Raw genomic sequence first — 24,971 nt, forward strand, 5'->3', positions numbered from 1 at the left:
TATGAAAACCAGTGAATTTTCCCTATTTAAGAACAATGACCTTCTTGTTTTGTATTTTAAACTTTATATCGCTGGTGCTTTCCAATACACACAATACCTGTGAAAGCTTCCCATATTTAGTTATGGTACCTCCGAATAGCTCATTCCCTATTTGTTTATTTTCGAAGATAATCTCTACGTCATACCAACGCGCTATTTTTCTCATAATGCTAGCTAACGTTTCATTTCTAAACATAAACTCGCCATTTTTCCATGCTACAGCCATCTCAGTATCAACAGTGGCTACTTGTATCGAACTCCCATTATTAACGGCCTGCTGCCCAGCTTTAAGAATTGCGTCTCCTCCACCAGCAGAGGAGACTTTAACCAATCCTTCTAAGAGAGTCGTTTTAATGTTTGGTTCATCATCATAACTATTGATATTGAAATGGGTACCCAATACGGTAACTTCTTGCTTATCGGTTTGTATAATGAATGGTATTTTTCTCGCTCTGCGTTTTTCATTAAGAAGAGATTTCACCTGCTTAACTTCAAAATACGCTTCTCCCTTTAGATACACTCTTCGTTCAGGTGTTTCCCAAAAAGTAGAAGGGAATCTGAGCGTTGATCCGGAATTGATCCACACATTGGTCCCATCAGGTAAAGCAATATGGTATTGCCCGCCACGTGGTGTAACAACACAATTTAAACCAGGTGCGTCTTTCACTCGACTAGCCTCAGAGACCAGTCCTGAAAAGGAGTCCGTTTGTTGAGGAGATGTCGCTTTAATGGCATCTGGTTTAAATTCGAATAATAATTGTCCATCCGCAGCTTTTACGATTTTCACACCTTGATCCTGGGCCAATTCCCCATTTTTTGCATCGCTTAAATTAATTGTTTTACCATTTGCTAATGTAAGGGTGGCTTTATTTGATCCCGGCTTAACATCATTAGCATAATTTTTAGGTAAAGGCACTTCCTTTAACGTAAGCAAAGTTGTAACACCCATTACAATCGCAACTGCTGCTGCTATCGCTATCATGCCAAACCAATTCCTTCGGTTTTTAGCCATTTTTTTTTGCATAGGTGAAAATGCTCCCAAAGAAAGTTCATTATCAAGACCCAGTACTCCCTTTTCTAAAATATCTATATCGGGGAAAAAATCTTGTGACTCACGATCTTCTGAATACCAGCTATACAAATCCAGTCTTTCTTGTTCTGTAAGGGTATTATTTCTGTATTTTTCTAAAAGCTCAGAAGTTCGTGGATCATTCATTTGTTTGATTTATTAAGGTAACTTTATAGAAAACATTATTGCAAGTGGCATTTAATATCCGTTATAACAATAAGTACGTTAAATGTTAATTTGGTAGTAGATTTATGTTAAAATAATGTAAATCTTATTCTCTCCAGAAAGAGTTTTGTAGCATTATGAATCTGCTTCTTTACTGTTTTATCAGAAATATCAAGCTGCTCAGCAATTTGTTTATGGGAAAGTCCTTCACCCCGGCTCAATTCAAATACCACTCTCATTTTTGCCGGAAGCGCAGCTAATTCTCTCTCAAACATATCAAGCAGTTCCCTTTCTACCATTTTACTATCATGGCCTCCGCCGCCTCTTTCTAAATAATTATTTAACGAGTCTGTGTATTTAGTGATGACTTTTTGGTGGGCCATAAAATGTAAAACCTGATTCCGTAGGGTCCCATAAAGATAGGCGTCGAGTCGGGAGTGAATATTTAAGTTATCCTTTTTAGACCAAATATTTGTGAAAAGTTCTTGAACAATATCTTTTGCTTCTTCGATGTCTTGTAACTTTCTATAAGCATGAGCTGTAAGTATATATTTGTACCGGTTGTAAATCTCTGAATACGCTTCATGGTCGCCTGCCTTCAACTGAACAACAAGTTCAGCGTCTGAAAAATCTCTATAATTGTTCATAAGTCCCACGATTAAATGAACTAATATTTAATCGAAATAAACATAAAAAAACAGGCTGCCCAACCTCCTGTTCATTCCATTCATTCGGCGCTCTTTTCACGAGTATCAGCCTTTTAAGACGGGTTAACGTAGTTTTAGATTTAATTTCTGAGATACTAAATCCATTCAGTTTTTTTAGGTAAAATTTCATATTTTTCATAGGATTAAATATTTATTTATCCCGCCTTTTCGTCAAAAAATCGGGAGGTCCCCTTCTTCAACTAAAATCTACCCTTCGGGTAGATTTACGAATAAAAAGAGTCGTTGGTTTTACGGATACAACAATCCCTTAAAGCAGCAGGTAAGACTGTCTTAAGGGATGAAGATTTAGCACGTAAGCTTTTATGATTTCGAGGTTTCTTGTATTAAGCAATAGACTTAGAAAGAGGAACCTATATACCGGATTATGGTACATGTTGACTAGAGAAACAAATATATCGATTTAGTCACAAAAAGGCAAAATAAATTTAACCAATCGACAAATAAAATTTAAAAAACATAACTCTTTAATGCAAGAGGCCACCTCCTGATTAGGAGGCGGCCTCTTGCGTTTTAATTCAGATCCATTCTATTGATCTAAAAAGAAATCTCTTTACTAAATAGTTTGGCGTATTTCCTTTTATCAAACTTATATAGTGTTGCTGCCCTGAATGAAACTCCGTATTGTTTTTCATGCAAATCTTTCAGCACACCGAAACTCAGCATCTTTTTCCTGAAATTCCTTTTGTCCAGTTTTTTATTCAAAATCACTTCATAAACATTTTGAAGCTGGGTTAAAGTAAATTTCTCAGGTAATAGCTCAAATGCAATAGGTTGATGTTTAATCCGCCTTTTGATTTTCTCCATTCCTTTTTCAAAGATCTGCTGATGATCAAAAGCCAGTTTAGGCAAGTCTTTGACATTTCTCCAGTATGCCTGCTTGGCATAATTACTTAATGGTTTAACGACTTTATCGCCCCCCAATCTTAAAAGTGCATAGTAAGCTATACTCACTACTCTACCTTGCGGGTGCCTGTTTACATCACCAAAGGTATAATACTGCTCCATATAGATATCGCTTAAGCCGGTAAGCTCGTGCAAGATCCTGGTAGCTGATTGGTCTAAACTTTCATCCTCTTCAACCAGGTTACCTGGCAAGGCCCACCAATCCTTAAAGGGTTCTTCATTCCTTTCGATTAAAAGAATTTTCAATTCTCCTTCATCGAATCCGAAAAGCACACAATCAATCGAGAAAGTGGAATTAAATTTTGGCAAAATTTCTTTCAAAACATTAATTGTTAGATATTAATTATTCCCTGACCTTTTAAAATTTTCCATGTTTTCACATGTTATGTTTCAACAGGATCATTTTGACACCAAAATGCAAATAACTTTTGATACTGCAAAAAAACAATTTTTTATTCATACCGAAAAAACTACTCATATTTTAAGTAAACAAGCAATTATTGAAAATTGTATATTTGATTCATCCTATTATTAACTGCTCGTATGAACCACAAAACCAAAAAAGAAGAACTAAAATTCGACTGCCAATTAAAAGCAAAAAATCTAAAAACCGCTCTGGATTCTGTAATTAACAATGATTTCCAATCATTTTTCCTCCTTGAAAACTTCATTAAGTGTAAAAAAGAGAGTATTGCATCCATTGAAAAATTGATTGAGCATATGGAATTAGATGGAAAAAGGAACTCCTTTTAACATTAAAAAAAAAGAAAAATTCATCATATCAAGAGTATTTTACCTTTTTATCACAAAAAAAAGACAATAAATTACTCATGTTTCCTGTTAACTTAGGGAAATAAAAAATAAATTACTTAGTGTAAAAAATACACGCTATATTCGTAATTATAAATGATGAGACCAAATATTAAAAATATCGCCGTATTAACATCTGGAGGAGATGCTCCCGGGATGAATGCCTGCATCAGAGCAGTAGTTAGAACCGGAATATACAATGGTATCAATATGTTTGGCGTGATGCAAGGATACCAGGGATTAATCAATAATAACATTAATCCAATGGATGCAAGATCGGTAAGTAATATCATTCACCTGGGTGGTACGATTCTAAAAACAGCGCGTTGTCTGGAGTTTAAAACAGATGAAGGAATGGAATTGGCCTACAAAAACCTGCAGGCTCATGATATAGATGGACTTGTAGTAATTGGAGGTGATGGAACTTTTACCGGGGCCAAACGTTTTGGGGAGAAATTCGGCGTCCGTGTAATGGGTGTTCCGGGAACGATTGACAACGACCTTTATGGTTCTGATTTTACCCTGGGATACGACACCGCCATTAACACGGTTATTGAAGCCATAGACAAGATTCGCGACACTGCAGATTCTCACGATCGTCTGTTTTTTATTGAAGTAATGGGCCGCGACTCTGGTTGTATCGCCTTAAGAAGTGCCATTTCCAGTGGTGCAGAAGCGGTGCTTTTACCGGAAAGAGAGACTAGTTTAAATGAATTGATCACTCAACTGGAAACCGGTGCATCTACCAAAAAAACTTCGAGTATAGTAATTGTATCAGAAGGTCATAAGGATGGCGGAGCTTATGATGTAGCCAAAAAGGTTAAAGAGCGATTTAACCATTATGACACCAAAGTCACCATCTTAGGTCACCTTCAGCGTGGGGGCAGTCCAAGCAGCTTTGATAGAATTCTGGGCAGCAGACTTGGCTTTGCAGCAGTTAACGAATTGCTAAGAGGAAACACCATGCAAATGGTTGGCCTTAGAGGTAATGAAATTAAAACAACAAGTATAGAAGAAGCACTTACCAGACATACTTTTAAACTGGAGAGTGATTTATTGGAAATGACTAAAGTTTTATCCATATAACATGATAGCAATAGTATACAGCGGATCGAAAACAGCGTTCTGGAAGATTGCCAGGGATGGCAAGACTATTGCCGAATGCAGTATGCCGGGAATTAATCCCTGCTTTAATGACCAAAAAACCATACTTCAGTACCTGAATAAAAAAGCAATACTGATCAATCATGCCGAAAGCATAAAGAAGATTTATGTTTTTGCTGCCGGTGCTTCATCTGATGAAAGAAGAGAAGAACTTGCAAATACATTGGGTATGTTTTTTAAACACAGCAAAATAATGGTTAAGGATGATCTTTACGGCGCTGCGATTTCGGCCTGCTTTAACAACAGTGGCGTTGTAGCCATTTTGGGTAGTGGAACTAACTGCGCTTATTTTGACGGTAAAAAACTGGAGAAGAACAATTTTGGGCTTGGCTACGTTTTTGGAGATGAGGGCTCGGCCAACTACCTAGGAAAAGTGATTTTGAAACGTTTTATTCAAAATAAACTTCCTGAGGATTTGCAAAAAAAGTTTGAATTGAAATACAACCTCGACAGGCCACAGATACTGGAAAGGGTGTACAAAAAGCCAATGGCGCAACAGTTTTTGAGTTCTTTCTTTGACTTTTTCCTTGAAAACAGGGAGCATAAATATATACTGGAAATTATAGATGATGCTTTTGAACTGTATGTTCAAACCTATTTATTGCCGGTAGTTAAACTTCACCCTGGAAAAGAAATACATTTTGTAGGTATTGTTGCCGGAAATTTTCAGGATCAATTACGTGCAATTGCAAAAAAACATGGGCTCTCTATTACAACGATTACTAAGGAACCTATATATAATTTATTAAACTACTATTCAAATTAATAAAATGAGCAAAATTGGAATTAACGGCTTTGGCCGTATCGGCAGACTGGTTTTTAGAGCTGCTTTAAAAAGAGGATTAGATATTGTTGCAATTAATGACCTTGTTGAGCCGGATTACATGGCTTATATGTTAAAATACGACTCTACTCATGGTCGTTTTGATGGTACCATTGCTGTAGAAAATGGTCACCTTGTAGTAAATGGAAAAACAATCCGCATTACAGCTGAAAAAGATCCGGCTAACTTAAAATGGAATGAAGTTGGTGTTGAAACTGTTATTGAATCAACAGGTTTGTTCTTAACTCGCGCTGATGCTGAAAAACACATCGCTGCCGGTGCAAAAAGAGTAGTATTCTCTGCTCCTGCAAAAGATGCTGATATCCCTACTTATGTAATGGGTGTGAACCACCATAAATTAACTGCAGACCAAACTATTGTTTCGAATGCTTCTTGTACTACAAACTGTTTAGCTCCTATTGCTAAAGTATTAAACGATAACTTTGGTATTGTAGAAGGTTTGATGAGTACAATCCACGCTGTTACTGCAACTCAGAAAACTGTTGATGGTCCTTCTGCTAAAGACTGGAGAGGTGGCCGCGGTGGTTTCTCTAACATCATCCCTTCATCGACAGGTGCTGCTAAAGCAGTGGGTATGGTATTACCTGAATTGAAAGGTAAATTAACCGGTATGTCATTCCGCGTTCCTGTGGCTGATGTTTCTGTTGTTGATTTAACTGCACGCCTTGAAAAACCAGCTACTTATGAGCAAATTAAAGCTGCAATGAAAGCTGCCTCTGAAGGCGAGTTAAAAGGTGTACTTGCTTATACTGATGAAGAAGTGGTTTCTTCTGATTTTATCGGAGATGATCACGCTTCGATCTTTGATGCAAAAGCAGGTATTTCATTGAATGATAACTTCGTAAAAGTAGTTTCATGGTATGATAACGAATGGGGCTATTCTTCTGCATTAGCTAAATTCGTAGAGTACTACGGAAACTTAAAGTAAAACCCGTTCATACAGGTTTATATTTGGTTAGAAAAAGGACGCGTCTGGATGGAGCGTCCTTTTCTTTTGTCCAAGTTATCTAAACGTTGTTTTGAACCTATTAGAGCAGATTGCAGTTACAAATTGTTTGTTAATCTGTTATTTATTCCGCTTCAAACTTAATTCTCGTCCCCGTATTTTCTATAGCTTACCTTTGTGGCATGATTAATACACTCACTTGCAACTATACTTAGAGCTAACAGTGTATTTATAATTCTGATTCACCACTACCCTAATCTTGATAATATTTCCTTTAGCATCTTTTTCGTAAGTAAAAGTTTCTGCATATGCATCGTCACCAATATCATGTAATGTGGAATTATATCTAACTTTTGATACCAGATTTTTCGATTGCTTACCAAGATATTTTTTTAATGGACTGTCAAGTGTATATCGAGCTTCATTAAAGTGATATTTAGAAAAAAGTCCTGTATTAGCAGCAAGTTCTGTATTATAAGTGTAATCAACATAGCTACCATTAGTATTATCTACTCGCGTCAAGTTACCATTTGTATATCTATATTTTCTACTGATCATATTTCCATATTTAACTTCAACCAAATAACCATCAGCATTATAAATATATGTTCCAACAGAACTATCATTATCATACTGCTCACTTATAATTTGTCCTTTATCATTAAGTTTATAAATTGTTGTAAATAAATCTCCTCCTTCCTTTTGAACTTTTACAATTTGAGTTGTAGAGTAAGTAAATAAGCATTCATCATTTTCAGTAACACCTCCTATTCTAAACTTCATACCTATCATTCTCCCATTGGCATCGTAACTATACAAGGTGCTTACATTTTCAACACCGAACGCATCATCAACATAGGTGTTTTCAGTTAATAGGCAGTCTGAGACTTGATCATCGGTTTTATTGTTTTTCTTACATGAAACTACGATCAGCAAACATAGCGCTGAGAGCATTAAAATTGATTTTTTCATTTGTGTTTAATAGTAAAAAGGATGCGCGCAAATACTGACATCCTTGATTTTTTAAGAGACTGATTAACTGAACTCTTCAATAGTCCAGTCCCTAATACTTTTTATCTGGTTTTGGATTTTTCATTGCTAACAATCCAAATATATACATTTAATGATAAGTAATGGTCCTTTAGTGATAAAACATCAAGAATTAAAATTTCATTTCTCTCATTAATCTCGTAAACTATTCGATGTTCCTGATTTATTCTGCGAGACCAGGCACCCGATAATTTATGCTTCAATTCCTCAGGTTTACCAATTCCTCCATATGGGTTTTTCTAAATAGCAAAATGAGCTCTTGAATTCTCTTTTACATGATTTTATTACCGGATTTCTTCCAGTATTCTGCAATAGCCCTCCTATCTCTTGTTACTAGAAAACGTAAAAAACCGCAGTGCCTTTCGACACTGCCGTTTCTTCAATGGAATATCAATCCTACCTATTAGAAGTAGGATCGTAAGTACCCGACCAAGGGGTTAAACCCCATTGCGGATTTAAAAGGATAACATTATTGGAAATCCTCATTGAATAATTAGCATTATTAATTGCACCCGTGTAAACTTTCGTACCAACATTGTGCGTAATGCTTGTCTTACTCCAGGGTTTACCTGCATCCAAAACATAACGCTTAATATCAAAAACGCGCTGAAAAGTTCCAATTGGCATTTCTCGACGACGCTCTTTTAAAATTTCAAAAAGCAGATTATCCTGACTCAAGGCAGCACCATTGGCAAGATCTGTATTCGCTCCTGAATAACGGTATTTACGAAGCAGGTTCAAATCTGTAAGGGCTGTACCCAAATCATTTAAACGGGCACTAGCCTCGGCCTTCATCAATAACAATTCAGGATAAGTAATCCCCTGGCTACCCAACATTTTTGAATCACGATAATACTTAGTCACCACGCCATCATCATATTTTACATTGGCAACGGTCGTAGAGTAACCTAGCGTCTTCAAGGCAAATAATTGGTATCTTCTATCGGTCGCTTTATCAAACAAATCCAAAAACTCCTGTGAAGGATAATGACTGGTCCCCGAAGGAGACAACCTGAAAAATAGATTTTCCCGGTTATCACTTTGATTCAATAATAAATCCGGGCCTTGCAATTCTAAGGCTACCTCAACATCCGTTCCTGGTGAAGGCGAAGCATTGGGGTTCGGTTTATAGTAAAAAGTATTAAAATTATAAATCATGTTGTCCACTCCCCCCTTTACAGCGAGCGAGCGAGTCCAGGCTTCCTTAGCATGCTCCAGCATTTTTGGCCAATCTCTTTTATACATATAGAGTTGAGCCATTAATGCGTGAACAGCTGAAAGATTAGCACGACTTGGATTAGCAACATTATTAGGAGTAGCCGCTAAGGCATCCTTTAAATCCTGCTCTATAAGCGCAAATGCTCCTGCGGTGGTAGACAAATCCGGATTGGGAGTATTAGGATTTGCCGAAGTTCGGTAAGGAAGAACCTTGGTGTCATTTGGCCCATTAGGATCAAACATGGGGCCGTAGCCAATTGTACCGACCATCATCGACCAGGCACGACCTGCTTTAGCCTGAGCTGTAATCAATTTTCCCAGTTCAGACGCTGAAGCGCCCGGCAATTCTTTCACCCCTTCAATTACATTGTTAAATAAGCCAAGCGCACGATAGATCCCCCAATCCCAGGCATACTGAGGTTTATTAGGGTTTTCGTAAGGTAAATAGAAAGTATAAGCAGCATAACGGTCAATATTTGGATGCGTGCTAACGTATTGATACTTCGCCTGATTTTCACTGATCTTGAAATTATCCCCCAGAAGTGCATAGTAACTGCCACGATTATTATCAATAAAATGATAATCCAATGTATTACTGTTGTTTAAAAGGTTCTCCAATTCTTCGGCCTTTGTAGGGATCAACTTTCCGACAGGCTTAACATCAAGAAACTTTTTGCATGAGGATACCAGCAATACCAAGACTGCCAATAGTACCGTATTTAAATATTTTGATTGCATAATTGATTTTTTTAAAATGAGAAAGTCACACCAAAAAAGAGTTCACGCGGTAAAGGCAGAGAGGTAAACCCTTGCTCCGTTGCAGCTCCTGTACCTCCAGTGGTATTCACCTCAGCAGTTTCAGGATCTATATCAGTCCCTTTAGCCGTAATCCTAAACAAGTTGCGCCCCTGAACAAACACCTTCGCATTACTCATTTTAAGCTTCTTCGCGAATTTTTCGAAATTGTAAGACAAAGTCAGATCCCTAAGCTTTACGTAACTGGCATTACCGATCAATGCATCTACATACGGGAAGTAGAACATGTCCATATTCCATGAATTCAGTACCGGATAAATGGTATTGTTCTCATCCCCTGGTTTCTGCCAGCGCTCGGCCACATGTCTGTTTAAATAGTTAGAACCACTGAAATTATCTTTACGATACTTATGACCCAATTTCGAGATAAACAACATCGTCAAATCCCAATTCTTATAAGTAAAAGTATTGTTAAGCGAGAGGTCAAACTTTGGACGCAATGTTCCTAAGTAAGCGACATCAGCAGTAACTGCATCCCCAGGTTTAATCACCTTATTAGCGGCATTGTAAATCTGAGTCTCACCTAAATTGCTCAACCCGGCAAAACGATAACCCCAAAGGCCGTCAGCAGGATAGCCTGCAACCAAAATACCATTTGCTCCGGCATAACTGCTGGCATAATTCCGCACAACATTATAGGTCTTTACTTTGTTGTAATTATAAGAAATGTTAGGTCCCATGTTCCAACGGAAGTTGTTACTTCTGATCAGATCCACATTCAATGCCAGCTCAACACCACTGTTAGACATTTCACCTGCATTCTTGGTAACCGTAGCAAAACCTGAAGTCGGATCTGCCGCCTCAGCCGCCAATAGATCAGTGCTATTTTTAGTATAATAATCAATACTGGCATTAAACCTGTTATTCCAGCCGGCAAAGTCAATCCCAAAATTAACTATATTGGTTCTTTCCCAACGCAATTGATTATTGGGAGGAGAAGCTACCCCGTATGAAACTCCACCCGTAGTATTGTTAAATGACCCGGTAGATAAAATAAGGAAAGGTCCCTGGTTTAGTGAAATGTTACCGCTAACACCATAAGAAGCCCTGAGGTTTAACCTGCTCATCCAATCGTTTTTGAGAAAAGGTTCTTCGGCCAGTTTATAGGTTCCCCCAACCGACCATAATGGGCGGTATCTATATTTAGGATCTGTTCCAAAGAAATTTGTCAGGTCCATGCGAATACTACCGCTTAAAATAAAACGGTTGTCGTATTCGTAAGATGCATTCCCGTACCAGGAAACAAATCGATTGTCTCTATATTCATACTTTCCGGCATTCAACGAGATCTGTCTACCCATCAGCATATCAGCAGTATATACCCCTGCATTGTAATCCTTTAAATTCATCGGAACAAAAGAACCGGCAGTTGAATTATACCCCACGCGTGTCTCTATCCTATTGTTATCGAAAGTAAGCTTACGCACTTCATTTCCGACCAATGCGGTAATACGGTGCTTATAGTTATTAAAACTGTGATTATAATTCAGTTGGGATCTAATGGTCCAATTTTCATTGATATTTCTGCTTTCATCAATAATACTACCGTCCGGTAAATAATGATTTGCGGTATTTTTCAGAGAAGTGGCATCATTATAGGCAATTCGTACTGCATACGAATCTACATCACGCAATTCTTTTACCTGCATACTACCACGTTGCCAGCTCCCCCCAAACTCTGCCGTAAGCCCTTCAACGATATTGGCTCTTAAAAAACCGCCAAGTCGTGTTTGAAAATCCTGGGTCCTTCTGGTCATCATCGAAAGATCATTTAAAGGAATGTTCGTCCAGCCCTTCATGCCTGGAGTTTTCTTGTAAGTGTCCACTTTATATTGGCTCAATCCCCATACTGCTGCTGGATTTCCATTCTCATCTACAAGATTTGTATAGGGTTGCAGAATAGAAGCTGAGTTATAATTGATCATGGAAGTATAATCATTATATGGCGTAAGTCGATTGTTATACACGACATTAACTGTTACACCTGCTGTCAAAAACTTAAAAGGCTTCCAATCATTCTTAACATCGAGGATAAGGCGATTACTGTTACTCTGGATAAAATTCTCCCTTCTATTTAATAAGTTAAGTGCTACGTTATAACTATTTTTTTCAGTCGCTCCGGAGATATTAAAGTTATGCTGATTGCTAATTTCGGGACGGAAAAATTGATCTTCAAACTGCTGAAGACCATCAACATTACGCAAGCGGTTAATTTCTGCCATGGCATCAGCCTCAGAAATTTTATTTTCTCTTACCTGCATCATCAGATAAGTCACCCTGCTCATGTTCCCTTTATCAACTGTAGAAGCATCATTTGGATCTTGCCTAAACAAATCTAACTCTGCATCAATATAATCTGAAGTTGAAGAACGATTCAAGTCGCGAAGGTTCGGTTTTGAAACAAAATTAACTAATCCATTATACGTCAACCTGGGTCCCCCATTTATCCCCGCTTTCGTAGCAATAACGATTACACCATTCGCAGCACGTGATCCGTATATTGAAGCGGAAACACCATCTTTAAGTACAGTTACACTACTGATATTGAGTGGATTTACATTTTCAATCCCGCCTTCAATAGGGTATCCATCTACAACTACAAGTGGATTCTTTTCGGCTCCAAATGTAGATACCCCTCTAATCTCTATATTCCCCTTTTTATCCAATACAACGCCGGTCAATTGTCCCTCTAAAGCCGATTTCAGGTTTGTGGCCAATCTGGCCTCCAGCTTTTTGCCTGTTACAACCCCATACGACCCCGTTACACGCTCTTGCGATATCGTCTGGTAACCTGTGTTGATCACTAGAGCTACCTCCGACAATTCTGACATGGACATCACCAGCGTGATCGCTCCTAAATCTATGGCACGCGTCCCTATTTTTATTTCTTTGGATACATAGCCCACATAAGAAATCACCAATATTGAATTTTCAGGGAGGTTTTTTAAATTGAACTCACCTTTTCTATCAGTTAGCGACATAATTTTGTGGCCTTTAACCTGAATACTTGCTCCGGCTAAAGGCTCACCATCCTGTCCCAGCACTTTTCCTTTTACATCGATAGGTTGTAAAAAATAAGCCCTGATCCTTTCCGTCATCGTCTTCTCCCTTTCTTTAACAACGATGGTTCTATTTTCCAGCGCATAAGTGAAGGACTGATTTTGAAACAGCTGAATCAGCACATCTCTTAATTCTTCATTATTGGCCTGAATAGAGATCAGTTTAGAATTTTTAACTAAGTTTTTTGGATAAATGAAATCATAACCACTTTGTTTACGGATATCTTCAAAAACGGTTTCGATAGATACATTTTTATGCGAAAGACTAATCTTTTGAGCTCTGGTAGCTAAGGCTGATTGCATAAAGGCAAAAAACAACAAAATACAGGTAAAATTAATCCGCATAAGCCATTTTTTAAATTCGGTTCTTTGTAGTAAACCTGGCTGCTCTTGTCTATTTAAAGCACAAGTATTGAGCACAGTATGGTTTCCTACATTGTAGTTGTAGTAAAGTTTATACATTTGCAATTCTGGTTTTAGTTGATAAATATGTTACTAGCATGTTTCAAGGAAACCTGATTATAATCGGAGGCGCGCCAACGCCTTCGATTTTTTATATCATTCTCCTTCATTAAGATAAATTAGGCTGTTAATTAAGCCATAGAACGCCCTCCTTTCTTCCTTACGATAAAGTTTTAGCTATTTGGTAGTTTTCCACCGCTTTTATAAATTTTCATTGCTTCTTGTGCGCCATCTTTGACTTCCTGTTTTTGTTCCACCAGCGAAGTGTCGTTCAAGATATCGATCACCCTTTGCTGAGTTTCAATTGCTTTTTTCGAGTCTCCGGCTTTGTAATAAGCCTTTGCCAGATTGGCTACAGCAGAAGGATCTTCACTATCACATTTAGCCGCTACCTTTTCCATGAGCTTTAATGCCAATTTGTAATCAGTACTGATTTCCATGGAGACAGATTGAAGAGTTAGCGGATCATTTTCATATATTTTCATCGCTTCCAATGCATATGCATGTGCTTTCTTAACATCGCTTTGCGCTAAATACTTATACTTCTTTGCCGCCAGACTACTTGCACCAAAAGGAGAAAGTGGCATCAACTGGTCTACTATTTCTACCGCCTTTTTATAATCTTTTGCCTTTTCAGCTGCTGTAAGCGCCTCGTTCAAAGCTTTCGACTGCACATCACGGTCATTTATTTTCTGTGCCAATTTTGCTTTTCCTTCCTCATTGTAAGTCCCTTCGATAACCATTTCCAGTGGGTCTTCCAGGGATCCGGGATGTCCAATCCAGGCAACTTTGCCCGTCTGGTCAATAATGTATGCAACAGGAATTCCAAATCTTCCTGAAGCTGCCAACCAGGTATCCCACATCACATTGTCACGTACATCGGCTGCTACGGTATAATCCATTCCATCTCCTAAACGTTTTACAAAGCGCTCAACTTTGCTGATATAATCTCCGTTCTTATTTTTAGCAGCAATCAATTCCTTTACATTAAAACTGATTACATCTGCATTCTTTTTGTATTTACGTGCAATTTCAGAGAGATGCGGCATACTCGCTCTACATGGCCCACACCAGGTGGCCCAAAACTCTACCACATACACCCTTCCCTGTTCAAATTTGGTAATCGGCTTCCCTTTGATCCATTTCTCGGCCACTATTGCAGGTGCTGCGTCACCAACCTTTAAGGTAATAGGCGGTCTTTGCGGATTCTTGCTGGCAGGTGCGCCTGATTGCGCATAAGCATTTGATAAACCGAGCGTAACGATGATTAAAAACGCTGAAGTTTTTGATTTGAAAAAATGGTTCATTGTTTAGGTTTTATATATAATTGTTAGTTGATTATTCCATTTTAGGTTAAGGCATAACGATCAGCCTTTTTTCTGAACCAGGAGATACTGCATCCTCAAGCTTAAAATGAACTTTATTTGTTTCCTGAAGTACTTTTAAGACTTCTGTTAGATTTTTAGACCTTGAAATCGTTCCAGCCAATTCCTCTTCTGTAATATTCCCCTTGTAAACAATGTCTACGTTATACCACCGGGAAATCTGGCGCATAATGGTTTTGATATCTGTGTCAAATATAAAATCGCCATTTTTCCAATCCAGAACAGTGGCTGGATTTACCTCGACAACCTTAATGCTTTCACTATTTTTTGCAATTATACTTTGTTGATTAGGCTTTAAAAGCTGGGAGTTAGGTTTGACCTGCTGTTCATTTTTAGGTCTGAAATTGGTAGAGGTGACAGAAACAAGGACAGCGCCTTCAATTAAAGTTGTCTTTACCGCTGCTTCGTCGGGGTAATTATTTATATTGAAATGTGTACCCAGAACTTCTACTTGTTGCGTTGCTGTTTTTACAATAAAAGGCATTTTTTTAGTTGGAGATTTGTGGAGCTTAGTCACTTCAAAATAAGCTTCACCACTTAGCTGCACAACCCGTTCATTCCCTTCAAATACAGCAGGATATTTAAGCGTTGATGCTGCATTTAACCACACCTTCGTTCCATCGGAGAGTACAATCTGATATTGCCCGCCCCTTGGTGTTGTCAATACAACCTGTTGATTCTTAATCTTTCCTTTGCTTATAATTTTTGTACCATCATTATAAGTTAATTCATTCGCTTTGGTAATGACACTCTGTTTATCGCCACTTAATTCAACCGTTCTGCCATCTGCGAGTGTCAATATAGCCTTATTACTGCCTGGAGGAACGTCGTTTGTTGCGGTTAAACTGTTGATAATTTTCTCCCTATCAGGAGCTGGATTATAAAAATAGATCCCAATGGAGATCATAGCTAAGACCGCGGCGGCTGCCATCCATGAATAGTTCCTTTTTCTTATACTATGTTTATTTTCCTCCGCTATTCTTGTCTTTATGCTTTCAAAAGATGCATCAACGCGATATGCATTCATGAGCGCCAAAGCTTTGTCTTTTTGATCCTCGCTTTTTAACTCATTAAACAGATCCAAATTTTCTGAGCTTAAATTCAGCCATGCTTCCAGCTCTTCCCTTTCCGGTTCGGAAATGGAAGAATTTCGATAACTCGTGATCAAGTAGATTACCCGCTGCGCCTTTTCAATTTCAGTTCGATTCATAAATCTCATTTAAATACAATACGACATCGATCAGAAAAAGTACCGAAAAATTAATTTATATTTTTAATGGGTCTCTTTTGGCCTACATATACATGCAAAGCAATAAAAATCCACTTTTGGAAAGTTTCTGTTTAAGTAGTTTTACACCCATACTTTTTTGATTTTTAACAGTCTGGATAGAGATATCGAGTGCTTTGGCTATCTCATCATTTTTTAAGCCTTCCAAAAAACTTAAGCTGATGACCTTTGAACATTGTACAGGAAGTTTATTGATTTCACGATAAATTTCGGCCCATACTTCGGTACGGATCATTTCTTCTATGAAATTTTTGTCTGATGAGAGTCCATTCGCGATAAAAGTGTGTCTATCTTCTGCCCGCTTAGCAATTTTCAAAAAATCCAGACAAGAATTTCGGGTGGCGACATATAAAGATGATTGTGCGTGCTGAATGCTCTCAAACAACTCCTTTTGACGCCAGAGTTTAAGAAATAAGTTATTAATAACATCTTCTGCATCTTCCTGATCGATGTATTTTTGAGCAAAAAAACACAATGGCGCAAAATAACTTCTGTACATTTCTTCAAACGCGTCTTCTTTCCCCATATTAATGGGTAATCCGTTTGTTATTGAGGCTGTTTCCATTTTCACAGCAAGGTTTAATTATAGCAAGCGAATATACATTTTAATATTAAAACAACTAAAAACTGTTGGTGGAGCTGCAGTAAAACCTACTCCTTTGAATATCAAGTGTAAAACAATTGTTATACAATAAACAAACATCTTATACAGGCAGCACAACTATTGGATATTCCTTTTCAAAGTTTATTTTTGCAAAAAACATTCTAACCAACATTATGAAAAACATATTCTACGCCCTCGGCTTGTCAGTTCTTTTATTTAGCTGTAAACAACAGGAAATTACCGCTAACTATACTCCAAGAGTATTAACTGCAAATGAAAAATTTAATGAATCCTATGATGGAAAAGACAGCGTATTTACCATTCTTCAAAAGAAAGATCAAAATACAAGTGAGATCAAAGAAGAATTTAATGTAAAATTTAAAGACACGCTTGTAAAAATCCAGATCAACAAGGCCGATCTAAATTCAGCAACTGATAAATTTGCGTCTGTTCAATTTGTAAACACCCAAAAAACTGCACTCCTTGTTCAGCTGGCTGATAATTCGGGCTTAGCTGCTCCATCCTATTTATTAGCCTTAAAAAATGGCAAACTGGATGTAGTAAGCTTTTACAGACCATCAACAGGAAAAGAGGACACCAAATATACCACCGGCTTAAACAAATTAGGAAGAGCTGGCTACCTGGTTAACAATGATTTTTTCATCACCAATGTTAATGCACATGTTTATTTGATTAAAAGACAAAATCCTGAAGAAAGGATACAAGGAGAATTCATTTTAAATTCGCCGGATAAAGCTACTTTAGTATTTCTTACCCCTTCATCTTTATACCAGGTTCATTACCCAAGTGATGAGGTATTTAATGAGAAATTGACAAAACAAGCTCCTCAAACACCTACCGAAATATCGGATTGGATTAAGAATAACTATAGCTGGACAAAGAATAAAAAAGGCATCACTTTTTTAAAATTTAGCGACAGCAACAGAATTGTTGACATTAGAGAATTTCGATAGCGTATCACATTAGGGATATTGGTCTTATAAAGAACTAATCGGCACAAAATTTTGTACATTAGATCAAAAGAAAACCAATATCCTAATGAAAACATCTTTAAAGTTACCCTTAGTGGCTATGCTGGCCATTTTTGCCTCCTGCGAAAACAGTAGTAAAAAGTCGGCATCGGTTAATTCAAGTATTTCATCATCAAATCCTTTCCTTAAAGAAAGCACATTACCTTATCAGGTGCCCGATTTCAATCACATAAAAGACAGTGATTTTAAACCGGCTATTGAGGAGGGGATGAAGATCCATTTAGACGAGATCAATAAAATTGCGGACAACAAAGAAGCTCCCACATTTGAGAACACGCTGGTAGCGATGGAAAAAAGTGGGCAAATGTTGAGTCGGGTAAATCATGTTTTCGATTTGCTAACCGGAGCCAACACGAATGATGGTCTACAAAAAATACAAGAAGAAGTTGCTCCTAAACAAGCCGCCCATCAGGATGCCATTTACCTGAACACCAAATTATTTAAACGTATTGAAGCTATATACAATACAAGGGCAGAACTTAAATTGGATGCTGAATCCAACAAATTGGTTGAATATTATTATCAAAAATTTGTGTTAGCCGGAGCCAAACTCTCTGACGCTTCAAAAACCAACCTTAAAAAACTGAATGAGGAGGAAGCTTCCTTAGGTGTAAAATTTTCAAATCACCTGCTTGCTGCAGCAAAAGCCGGCGCTTTGGTAACTGATAAAGTATCAGACCTGGAAGGTTTGTCGACAGGTGAGCTCAATGCAGCAGCACAGGCGACAAAAACTGCTAAAATGGATGGCAAATGGTTAATCCCACTTCAGAATACAACACAGCAACCTTCTTTACAAATGCTGTCTAACCGGGCTACTCGTCAGAAACTATTTGAAGCTTCCTGGAATCGTGCTGAGAAAAGCGACAGCAATGACACCCGTAAAACGATCGTAGAGATTGCTAAAATACGTGCGGAGAAGGCAAAATTAATGGGTTTCCCTAATTATGCTGCGTGGAAATTGCAGGATCAAATGGCTAAAACACCAGCTGCCGTTGAAGCATTTTTTGCCAAGTTAGTACCCTCAGCAACAGCAAAAGCCAATACTGAAGCGGCTGAACTTCAAACAGTAATAGACAATCAAAAAGGAGGTTTTAAACTAGAACCTTATGATTGGAACTACTATGCTGAACAGGTACGAAAGGCTAAATATGACTTAAATGAGAATGAAATTAAGCCTTACTTTGAACTGAATAATGTACTTAAAAATGGAGTATTCTATGCCGCAACACAACTGTATGGCATAACTTTTAAAGAACGTACAGATCTGCCCGTTTACAATAAGGATGTTAAAGTGTTTGAATTGTTTGATAAAGACAATAGTACCATCGGCTTATTCTACTGTGACTACTTTAAACGTGATAATAAATCCGGCGGTGCATGGATGGACAATTTAGTCGGCCAGTCGAAATTAATGGGCACCAAACCTGTTATTTTCAATGTATGTAACTTTACTAAGCCTGCCGGTGGACAACCTGCCTTAATCAGCTTTGATGATGTAACTACCATGTTCCATGAATTCGGACATGCTTTGCATGGCTTTTTTGCCAATCAGGAATATCCTGTTCTTTCGGGCACCAATGTTGCCAGAGACTTTGTAGAGTTTCCATCTCAGTTTAATGAGCACTGGGCTTTAAATCCACTGGTATTTAAAAACTATGCTATTCACTATAGCACCGGGCAGCCAATGCCGCAGATATTGGTTGATAAAATAAAAAAAGCTGCTAATTTTAATCAGGGTTATGCTTTAACTGAGGTGCTTGCTGCTGCTGCATTAGATATGGAATGGCATAAACTTTCGGCAAGTGCGCCATTACAGGATGCCGATAAATTTGAAACTGCAGCACTACAAAAAACAGGTTTAAACTTATCTTATGTTCCACCACGCTATCGCTCCAGCTACTTTTTACACATCTGGAGCAATGGATATGCGGCAGGTTATTATGCTTACCTGTGGACAGAAATGCTGGATCATGATGCTTTCTCCTGGTTTGAAGAAAATGGTGGATTAACCAGAGCCAATGGTCAACGCTTCCGTGACATGATTCTTTCCCGCGGCAATACAGAAGATTATGGAAAAATGTTCCGCGATTTCCGTGGCCATGATCCTAATATTAAAGCCATGCAAAAATATAGAGGCTTACCACAAAAATAAGCTTCGAAACGAACTGAAGGTTGTATCAAATTTTAAAAGATACAGCCTTTTTAGTTTAAGACCTTAACTTATTCTTATCGCCAGCAATTAGCTTCCCAAGCCCAACAATGCTCAACGATAAAACCAGAAATACAATTAAAAGATAAAAACTATTTAGTATCACCTTACTATATCCCAATGCACCAACGTCTACAAATGGGTATGGATAATACGCAGAGAGCTCCCCTCTTGCCAGTACAAATATTAAATACACAAATGGATAAATCAACCATGCAAATGCATCAGCCCATTTCAAGGCTCTTTTAGGTGCAAAAATCAACCAATAGACCACAAACAAAACAGGTATAATTGCATGAAGCAGCTCATCTACAACAAGCTGCAATCCTTTTGGCTGCCATGTAAACCGTAGTATTAAATTGTAAACAATTCCAACTACACTGATGTAAACTGCTACACCTGCCAAAACCTTTGGTTTTGAAAAAAAGCTTTCCTCTTTTTTACTGAAATTAAGTAGCAGCAATGTAAAACACAATACTACCATAATATTGGTAAGAATGGTGAAATAACTGAAATACCTGGTTACTGACTCCAATGCTGGAACTTCATTGTTGGCAATAATGAGATACAATTGTGTGATTAATGCAAACCAGCCCAAAAAAGTTCCGGTTATCAAAAACAATTTATTCGCGTTTGCGTACTTTTTATCCATACAGTATTCTATAATTAGCTATTGAATATAGCCAATTATACGAAAATCTAAGCTATTTCTCTTGTTTGAGGACTGTGACTGCCAATGGAGGGACATTCAGTAGAATGGAATACCCACGGTTATGGCAAGCTACCCTTTCGGGTTGAATTACTTTAGTATTCAACTTTCCACTACCAAAAAACTCCTTGGCATCGGTATTAAATATCTCTACCCAATTGGCTTTAAATGGCAATCCTACCCTATAATTCTCTCTATATACAGGTGTTAAGTTTAAGATTACAATCAATGTGTCTTTTGCCTTTTTCCCTTTTCTGATATAGGTATAGATTGAATGTCTGGCATCATCAGCATTGAGCCACTCAAACCCTTCAGCAGAAAAACTATATTCATATAAGGCAGGTTCTGAAGTATACAATTTATTGATGGCTCTAACTGCTTTCTGCATACCCAAATGGGGGGCATGTTCCAGTAAATGCCAATCGAGCGAGCTTTTAAAATCCCATTCATGAGTTTGTGCAAACTCATTGCCCATAAACAATAGTTTAGTTCCAGGATGCGTATACATGTAAGCATACAACACCCTTAAGTTTGCAAATTTCTGCCATTCATCACCTGGCATTTTATAGATCATCGACGATTTACCATGTACGACCTCATCATGTGAAAAGGGAAGCATAAAATTCTCACTAAAAGCATAAGTAGTGCTAAAAGTAAGCTGATAATGATGATATCTTCTGTTTATAGGATCGTTTTTAAAATATCTTAAGGTATCATTCATCCAGCCCATCATCCATTTCATACCAAAACCTAATCCACCACTATATACCGGACGCGTAACCAAAGGATAAGTACTGCTTTCTTCGGCTATAGTATGCACCCCTTCATAGTTACCATATACGGCAATATTCAGATCTTTAAGAAACTGAATAGCCCCTAAATTCTCGCTTCCACCAAATTCGTTGGTAGCAGCATCTTCTGCCTTTCGTGAAAAATTGAAGTAGAGCATAGAGGCCACAGCATCTACTCTTAAACCATCAGCATGAAACTTATCCAGCCAATACAGGGCGTTGCTGATTAAAAATGAACGTACTTCATTTCTATCATAATTAAAGATGTAAGACTTCCAATCGGGATGAAAGCCTTTCCGCATATCCGCATGCTCATATAAATGTGTACCATCAAAATGATAAAGTCCATGTGCATCACCTGGAAAATGTGAAGGCACCCAGTCTAAAATAACTGCTATATCATTTTTATGAAGCTCATTAATCAAATACATAAGCTCCTGCGGAGTTCCATGTCTGGAACTGGCTGCAAAATAACCGGTAATCTGATAGCCCCATGATGGAAAATAGGGATACTCCATTACAGGCATCAACTCTACATGGGTAAAACCCATATCCAGTAAATAAGGCACCAGGCTGTTGGCAATCTCCACATAGGTTAGAATGCGATCAGGTTCACCAGGGTCACGTTGCCAGGAACCAAGGTGCACTTCATAAACCGACATAGGTTTATTTAAAGCATTTAATTTAGGTCGCTTGCTTAGCCAGCCTTTATCCTTCCATTTGAAATCATTATCCCAAACAATAGAAGCCGTTTTAGGTGGATGTTCCCACCTTTTTGCATAAGGATCTCCTTTTTCTACTTCTTCTCCCCCAAATCCTTTGATCAGAAATTTATAGATTTCGCCTTTACCCACACCAGGGATAAAACCTTCCCAGATGCCTGAAGTATCTAACCGTTTATTTAAAGGATGTGAAAACCTATTCCATTCGTTAAAATCTGCAATGAGATGAACGGCCTGTGCGTTTGGGGCCCAAACTGAAAAATAGGTTCCCGCTACATCATCAACACTAATCAGGTGGGCTCCAAACTTTTCGTACAACCGAAAATGCTTACCGGATACAAATAATGAAATGTCAAAATCACTGAATAAACTATGGGCAAGCACTTCCTTCATTTAGTTATATATTTTTATACTGGTGAAATTCTTATTTGATTTGAAACGCAGGCAATTGTTCTCGTCGATGTGATAGTCTGCAACATCCTTCTCATCAACTGTAATCTTGTTCACGTTAAATGGCAAGCCAATAATTTTATAATTATATAACTCGTAATTGGGTGTATATAAACCATCTACACTTTGCTCAATGGTTAGCAAGTATTCAGTTCCGTTAACGCTAAACTTTTTCTCAGAATAGATATCCTGTTCATAAGCAAAGGTATCTCCATGATCTTCAAACAAGAAAGAGTTTACTTCGTAATTGGTATAATATACATTCAGTAATACCTCATCAATATTCCTTTCGCCAACATACTGCATCACCGGATATTCGGGAATTACCGATCCGGCCCTTACAAATAGTGGCATATTTTCTAAAGGTGCATTTACATTATGTTCACTTTCACCTGTTAACACCTCGTGTGTCCAGAAGTTATACCACTTACCTTTAGGAAGGTAAACCATTCGTGATGTAGCTCCTTGTTCCAATACCGGGCATACCAATAGCTTATCACCAAAGGTAAACTCATCCTGGCGGAAGCTGGTACTTGCATTTTCCTGCTCTAACATTACCAATGGCCTGAGAATAGGGAATCCATAACGGTGATGTTCCCAAAACACGGAATATAAATAAGGCATCAACCGGTACCTCAATTCGATATAAGTTCTGTTGATGCTGGTATAAGGTTCTCCAAAACTCCAGGGCTCCCGTTCTGCAGTATCTCCAGCCGAATGGGCACGCATAAATGGTGAGAAAGTACCTAATTGAATCCAGCGGGTAAACAATTCACCATCAGGCTCTCCACTAAAACCGCCAATATCTGTTCCGCAAAATGGCACTCCGGAAATCGACATTCGCTGACATTGGATGTTACCAATTTTTAAATGTTCCCAGGTGGCTACGTTATCGCCTGTCCATACACAACCATAACGCTGCATACCGGAATATCCCGCACGGGTTATGGTAAAGGGACGTTTGTTACGCATTAATTTTTTAAGGCCATCATAAGTTGAGCGCACCATCTGCATACCGTAAACATTATGCGCTTTGCGATGCGAACCTCTGTAGCCTTCGTAGTTGTGCCTTACATCGTTGGGAAAAGTGCCTGAGCCAAATACGGCAGGCTCATTCATATCATTCCATACCCCGGCAACACCAATATCAACCAGTTCTTTATACAATTTACCCCACCATTCTCTAACAACAGGATTGGTAAAATCAGGGAACTGGCACCGTCCAGGCCATACATGTCCCTCCATAAAGTAATCGTCGCTCCGACGGCAGAAATAGTTATTTTCTTTACCTTCTTTAAAAACCCAGTAGTTATCATCTACTTTAATCCCCGGATCTATCATTACGACAGTTTTAAAACCATCGTTAGCCAATTCCTTAATCATCCGTTTTGGATCCGGAAAATGGTTTTTATTCCAGGTAAAACAGCGGTATCCATCCATGTAGTCTATATCAAGATAAATGGCGTCACAAGGGATACTCCTTGACCTGAAGCCCGCAGCTATTTCCTTAACCTTTTTTTCCGGATAATAGCTCCATCTACACTGATGATAGCCCAATGCCCATTTTGGTGGCATCGGATGAGTACCGGTCAGGCTTTGGTACCTTTTTACCACATCCATTAAATGTGGACCATGGATGTAATAATATTGTAGTTCTCCGCCGTCTGCCCAAAAACTGGTTTTTAAATAATCTTCTTTACCAAAGTCAAAATACGAACGGAAAGTATTGTCAAAAAATATCCCATATGCAGCCTGATGATGCACACCAGTATAAAAAGGAATGGTACGGTACAAAGGGTCTTGATCCCAGCCGAAAGAATAGGCATCGGTATTCCAGTTTTGGAAATGGCGCCCTCTTAAATTCATATTCCCGGATTTATCACCAAGGCCAAAGAAGTTCTCTTCAGGAAGACATTTTTTTGTTGCATAGACATAATAACCACCAAACTCTACATTCTCCTCCCAATGCATTGGTGAGTCGTCTTCGCTCATCACCATTTGGCTTATATTTTCGACAAAAGATACATGGAAGTCACTTTTCCTGATTTTACAGGTAATGGTGTTGGTAGCGATAGCATAATATTCTTCGCGTTCCTCCATTTTAAAAGTAGTAACCTTTTGATCTACCACAGGCACAGCGTAAGAAAAATCGGCGAGAAAAACGCCATGAGGTGCCAATCTAACTCTAATTATCTCATCACTAACTACCCTGATTTCAACGCGGGCATCACCATCCGAAAAATAAAACTTATTCCCCTCTGCCTGTACTTGTTGTACGGCACCAAGGTATTTTTTCACAATGGGCTTTGGTCCGGAAACCGGATTATTTAAATGTTGTACCGTTTCCTCAACCTCAGATCCACTATTTATATTTTCGTTTACTTTTTGCTCCTGTTTATTTAGCTCTTCCATGAAAACCCTCCTGATTAAAAAAAAGAACGAATTTACTTCGTGTACTTTATACAACTAAGGTGTTAAAATTTCCATT

At 38.2% G+C, this 24,971-nt stretch carries 19 protein-coding genes; 6 read left to right on the top strand and 13 right to left on the bottom strand.

The features are described 5' to 3' along the window. Nucleotides 1–22: 22 nt before the first annotated feature. The 3 genes from P0Y49_16565 to P0Y49_16575 all read right to left on the bottom strand — a co-directional run bounded on the left by P0Y49_16565 (nt 23) and on the right by P0Y49_16575 (nt 3,225). Nucleotides 23–1,255, bottom strand: a complete 1,233-nt coding sequence (locus P0Y49_16565; protein WEK18404.1) for a DUF4974 domain-containing protein — start codon at nt 1,253–1,255, stop codon at nt 23–25. Between the two features lie 107 nt (nt 1,256–1,362). Beyond that, a complete protein-coding gene (locus P0Y49_16570) occupies nt 1,363–1,920 on the bottom strand; it encodes an RNA polymerase sigma-70 factor (protein ID WEK18405.1) in 558 nt (185 codons plus the stop codon). Between the two features lie 615 nt (nt 1,921–2,535). Continuing rightward, nucleotides 2,536–3,225, bottom strand: a complete 690-nt coding sequence (locus P0Y49_16575) for an NUDIX domain-containing protein (protein ID WEK18406.1) — start codon at nt 3,223–3,225, stop codon at nt 2,536–2,538. Between the two features lie 222 nt (nt 3,226–3,447). Between P0Y49_16575 and P0Y49_16580 the strand changes: the two genes are divergently transcribed. The 4 genes from P0Y49_16580 (at nt 3,448) to gap (ending at nt 6,650) form a co-directional block, all read left to right on the top strand. After that, the gene (locus tag P0Y49_16580) at nt 3,448–3,657 is read left to right on the top strand and encodes a hypothetical protein (GenBank protein WEK18407.1); all 210 of its coding nucleotides are present in this window, start codon (nt 3,448–3,450) and stop codon (nt 3,655–3,657) included. Between the two features lie 156 nt (nt 3,658–3,813). Next, nucleotides 3,814–4,800 carry a 6-phosphofructokinase gene (gene pfkA / locus P0Y49_16585; protein WEK21806.1) on the top strand — a complete coding sequence of 329 codons (987 nt, stop codon included), beginning with the start codon at nt 3,814–3,816 and terminating at the stop codon, nt 4,798–4,800. Nucleotide 4,801: 1 nt separating this feature from the next. Next, nucleotides 4,802–5,644: a hypothetical protein gene (locus P0Y49_16590; protein WEK18408.1), complete on the top strand. Its 843-nt coding sequence runs from the start codon at nt 4,802–4,804 to the stop codon at nt 5,642–5,644. Nucleotides 5,645–5,648: 4 nt separating this feature from the next. Further along, the gene (gene gap / locus P0Y49_16595; protein ID WEK18409.1) at nt 5,649–6,650 is read left to right on the top strand and encodes a type I glyceraldehyde-3-phosphate dehydrogenase; all 1,002 of its coding nucleotides are present in this window, start codon (nt 5,649–5,651) and stop codon (nt 6,648–6,650) included. A 213-nt stretch (nt 6,651–6,863) separates the two neighbouring features. Here the strand turns inward: gap and P0Y49_16600 are convergent, their stop codons facing one another. The 7 genes from P0Y49_16600 to P0Y49_16630 all read right to left on the bottom strand — a co-directional run bounded on the left by P0Y49_16600 (nt 6,864) and on the right by P0Y49_16630 (nt 16,511). Next, nucleotides 6,864–7,640, bottom strand: a complete 777-nt coding sequence (locus P0Y49_16600; GenBank protein WEK18410.1) for a hypothetical protein — start codon at nt 7,638–7,640, stop codon at nt 6,864–6,866. 101 nt (nt 7,641–7,741) lie between these two features. Further along, a complete protein-coding gene (locus tag P0Y49_16605; GenBank protein ID WEK18411.1) occupies nt 7,742–7,921 on the bottom strand; it encodes a type II toxin-antitoxin system YoeB family toxin in 180 nt (59 codons plus the stop codon). 193 nt (nt 7,922–8,114) lie between these two features. Further along, a complete protein-coding gene (locus P0Y49_16610) occupies nt 8,115–9,674 on the bottom strand; it encodes a RagB/SusD family nutrient uptake outer membrane protein (protein WEK18412.1) in 1,560 nt (519 codons plus the stop codon). Between the two features lie 11 nt (nt 9,675–9,685). Next, nucleotides 9,686–13,273, bottom strand: a complete 3,588-nt coding sequence (locus P0Y49_16615; GenBank protein WEK18413.1) for a SusC/RagA family TonB-linked outer membrane protein — start codon at nt 13,271–13,273, stop codon at nt 9,686–9,688. Nucleotides 13,274–13,446: 173 nt separating this feature from the next. After that, the gene (locus P0Y49_16620) at nt 13,447–14,580 is read right to left on the bottom strand and encodes a redoxin family protein (protein WEK18414.1); all 1,134 of its coding nucleotides are present in this window, start codon (nt 14,578–14,580) and stop codon (nt 13,447–13,449) included. 46 nt (nt 14,581–14,626) lie between these two features. Further along, a complete protein-coding gene (locus P0Y49_16625; GenBank protein WEK18415.1) occupies nt 14,627–15,868 on the bottom strand; it encodes a FecR family protein in 1,242 nt (413 codons plus the stop codon). A gap of 82 nt (nt 15,869–15,950) precedes the next feature. Beyond that, nucleotides 15,951–16,511, bottom strand: a complete 561-nt coding sequence (locus P0Y49_16630) for an RNA polymerase sigma-70 factor (protein WEK18416.1) — start codon at nt 16,509–16,511, stop codon at nt 15,951–15,953. A gap of 212 nt (nt 16,512–16,723) precedes the next feature. Between P0Y49_16630 and P0Y49_16635 the strand changes: the two genes are divergently transcribed. Together P0Y49_16635 and dcp are read left to right on the top strand one after the other, a co-directional pair. Then, nucleotides 16,724–17,524 carry a hypothetical protein gene (locus P0Y49_16635; protein WEK18417.1) on the top strand — a complete coding sequence of 267 codons (801 nt, stop codon included), beginning with the start codon at nt 16,724–16,726 and terminating at the stop codon, nt 17,522–17,524. Between the two features lie 85 nt (nt 17,525–17,609). Continuing rightward, nucleotides 17,610–19,754, top strand: coding sequence for a peptidyl-dipeptidase Dcp (dcp, locus tag P0Y49_16640; protein ID WEK18418.1), 2,145 nt, complete (start codon nt 17,610–17,612; stop codon nt 19,752–19,754). Between the two features lie 55 nt (nt 19,755–19,809). Here the strand turns inward: dcp and P0Y49_16645 are convergent, their stop codons facing one another. The 3 genes from P0Y49_16645 to P0Y49_16655 are packed head-to-tail and all read right to left on the bottom strand — an operon-like array spanning nt 19,810 to nt 24,895. Beyond that, nucleotides 19,810–20,463, bottom strand: a complete 654-nt coding sequence (locus P0Y49_16645; GenBank protein WEK18419.1) for a Pr6Pr family membrane protein — start codon at nt 20,461–20,463, stop codon at nt 19,810–19,812. Nucleotides 20,464–20,515: 52 nt separating this feature from the next. Continuing rightward, the gene (gene glgB / locus P0Y49_16650; protein WEK18420.1) at nt 20,516–22,426 is read right to left on the bottom strand and encodes a 1,4-alpha-glucan branching protein GlgB; all 1,911 of its coding nucleotides are present in this window, start codon (nt 22,424–22,426) and stop codon (nt 20,516–20,518) included. After that, nucleotides 22,427–24,895: a glycoside hydrolase family 31 protein gene (locus P0Y49_16655; protein WEK18421.1), complete on the bottom strand. Its 2,469-nt coding sequence runs from the start codon at nt 24,893–24,895 to the stop codon at nt 22,427–22,429. Nucleotides 24,896–24,971: the final 76 nt, after the last annotated feature.

Origin of the sequence: Candidatus Pedobacter colombiensis (genome assembly GCA_029202485.1) — a bacterium.
Taxonomy (GTDB): Bacteria; Bacteroidota; Bacteroidia; order Sphingobacteriales; family Sphingobacteriaceae; genus Pedobacter; species Pedobacter colombiensis.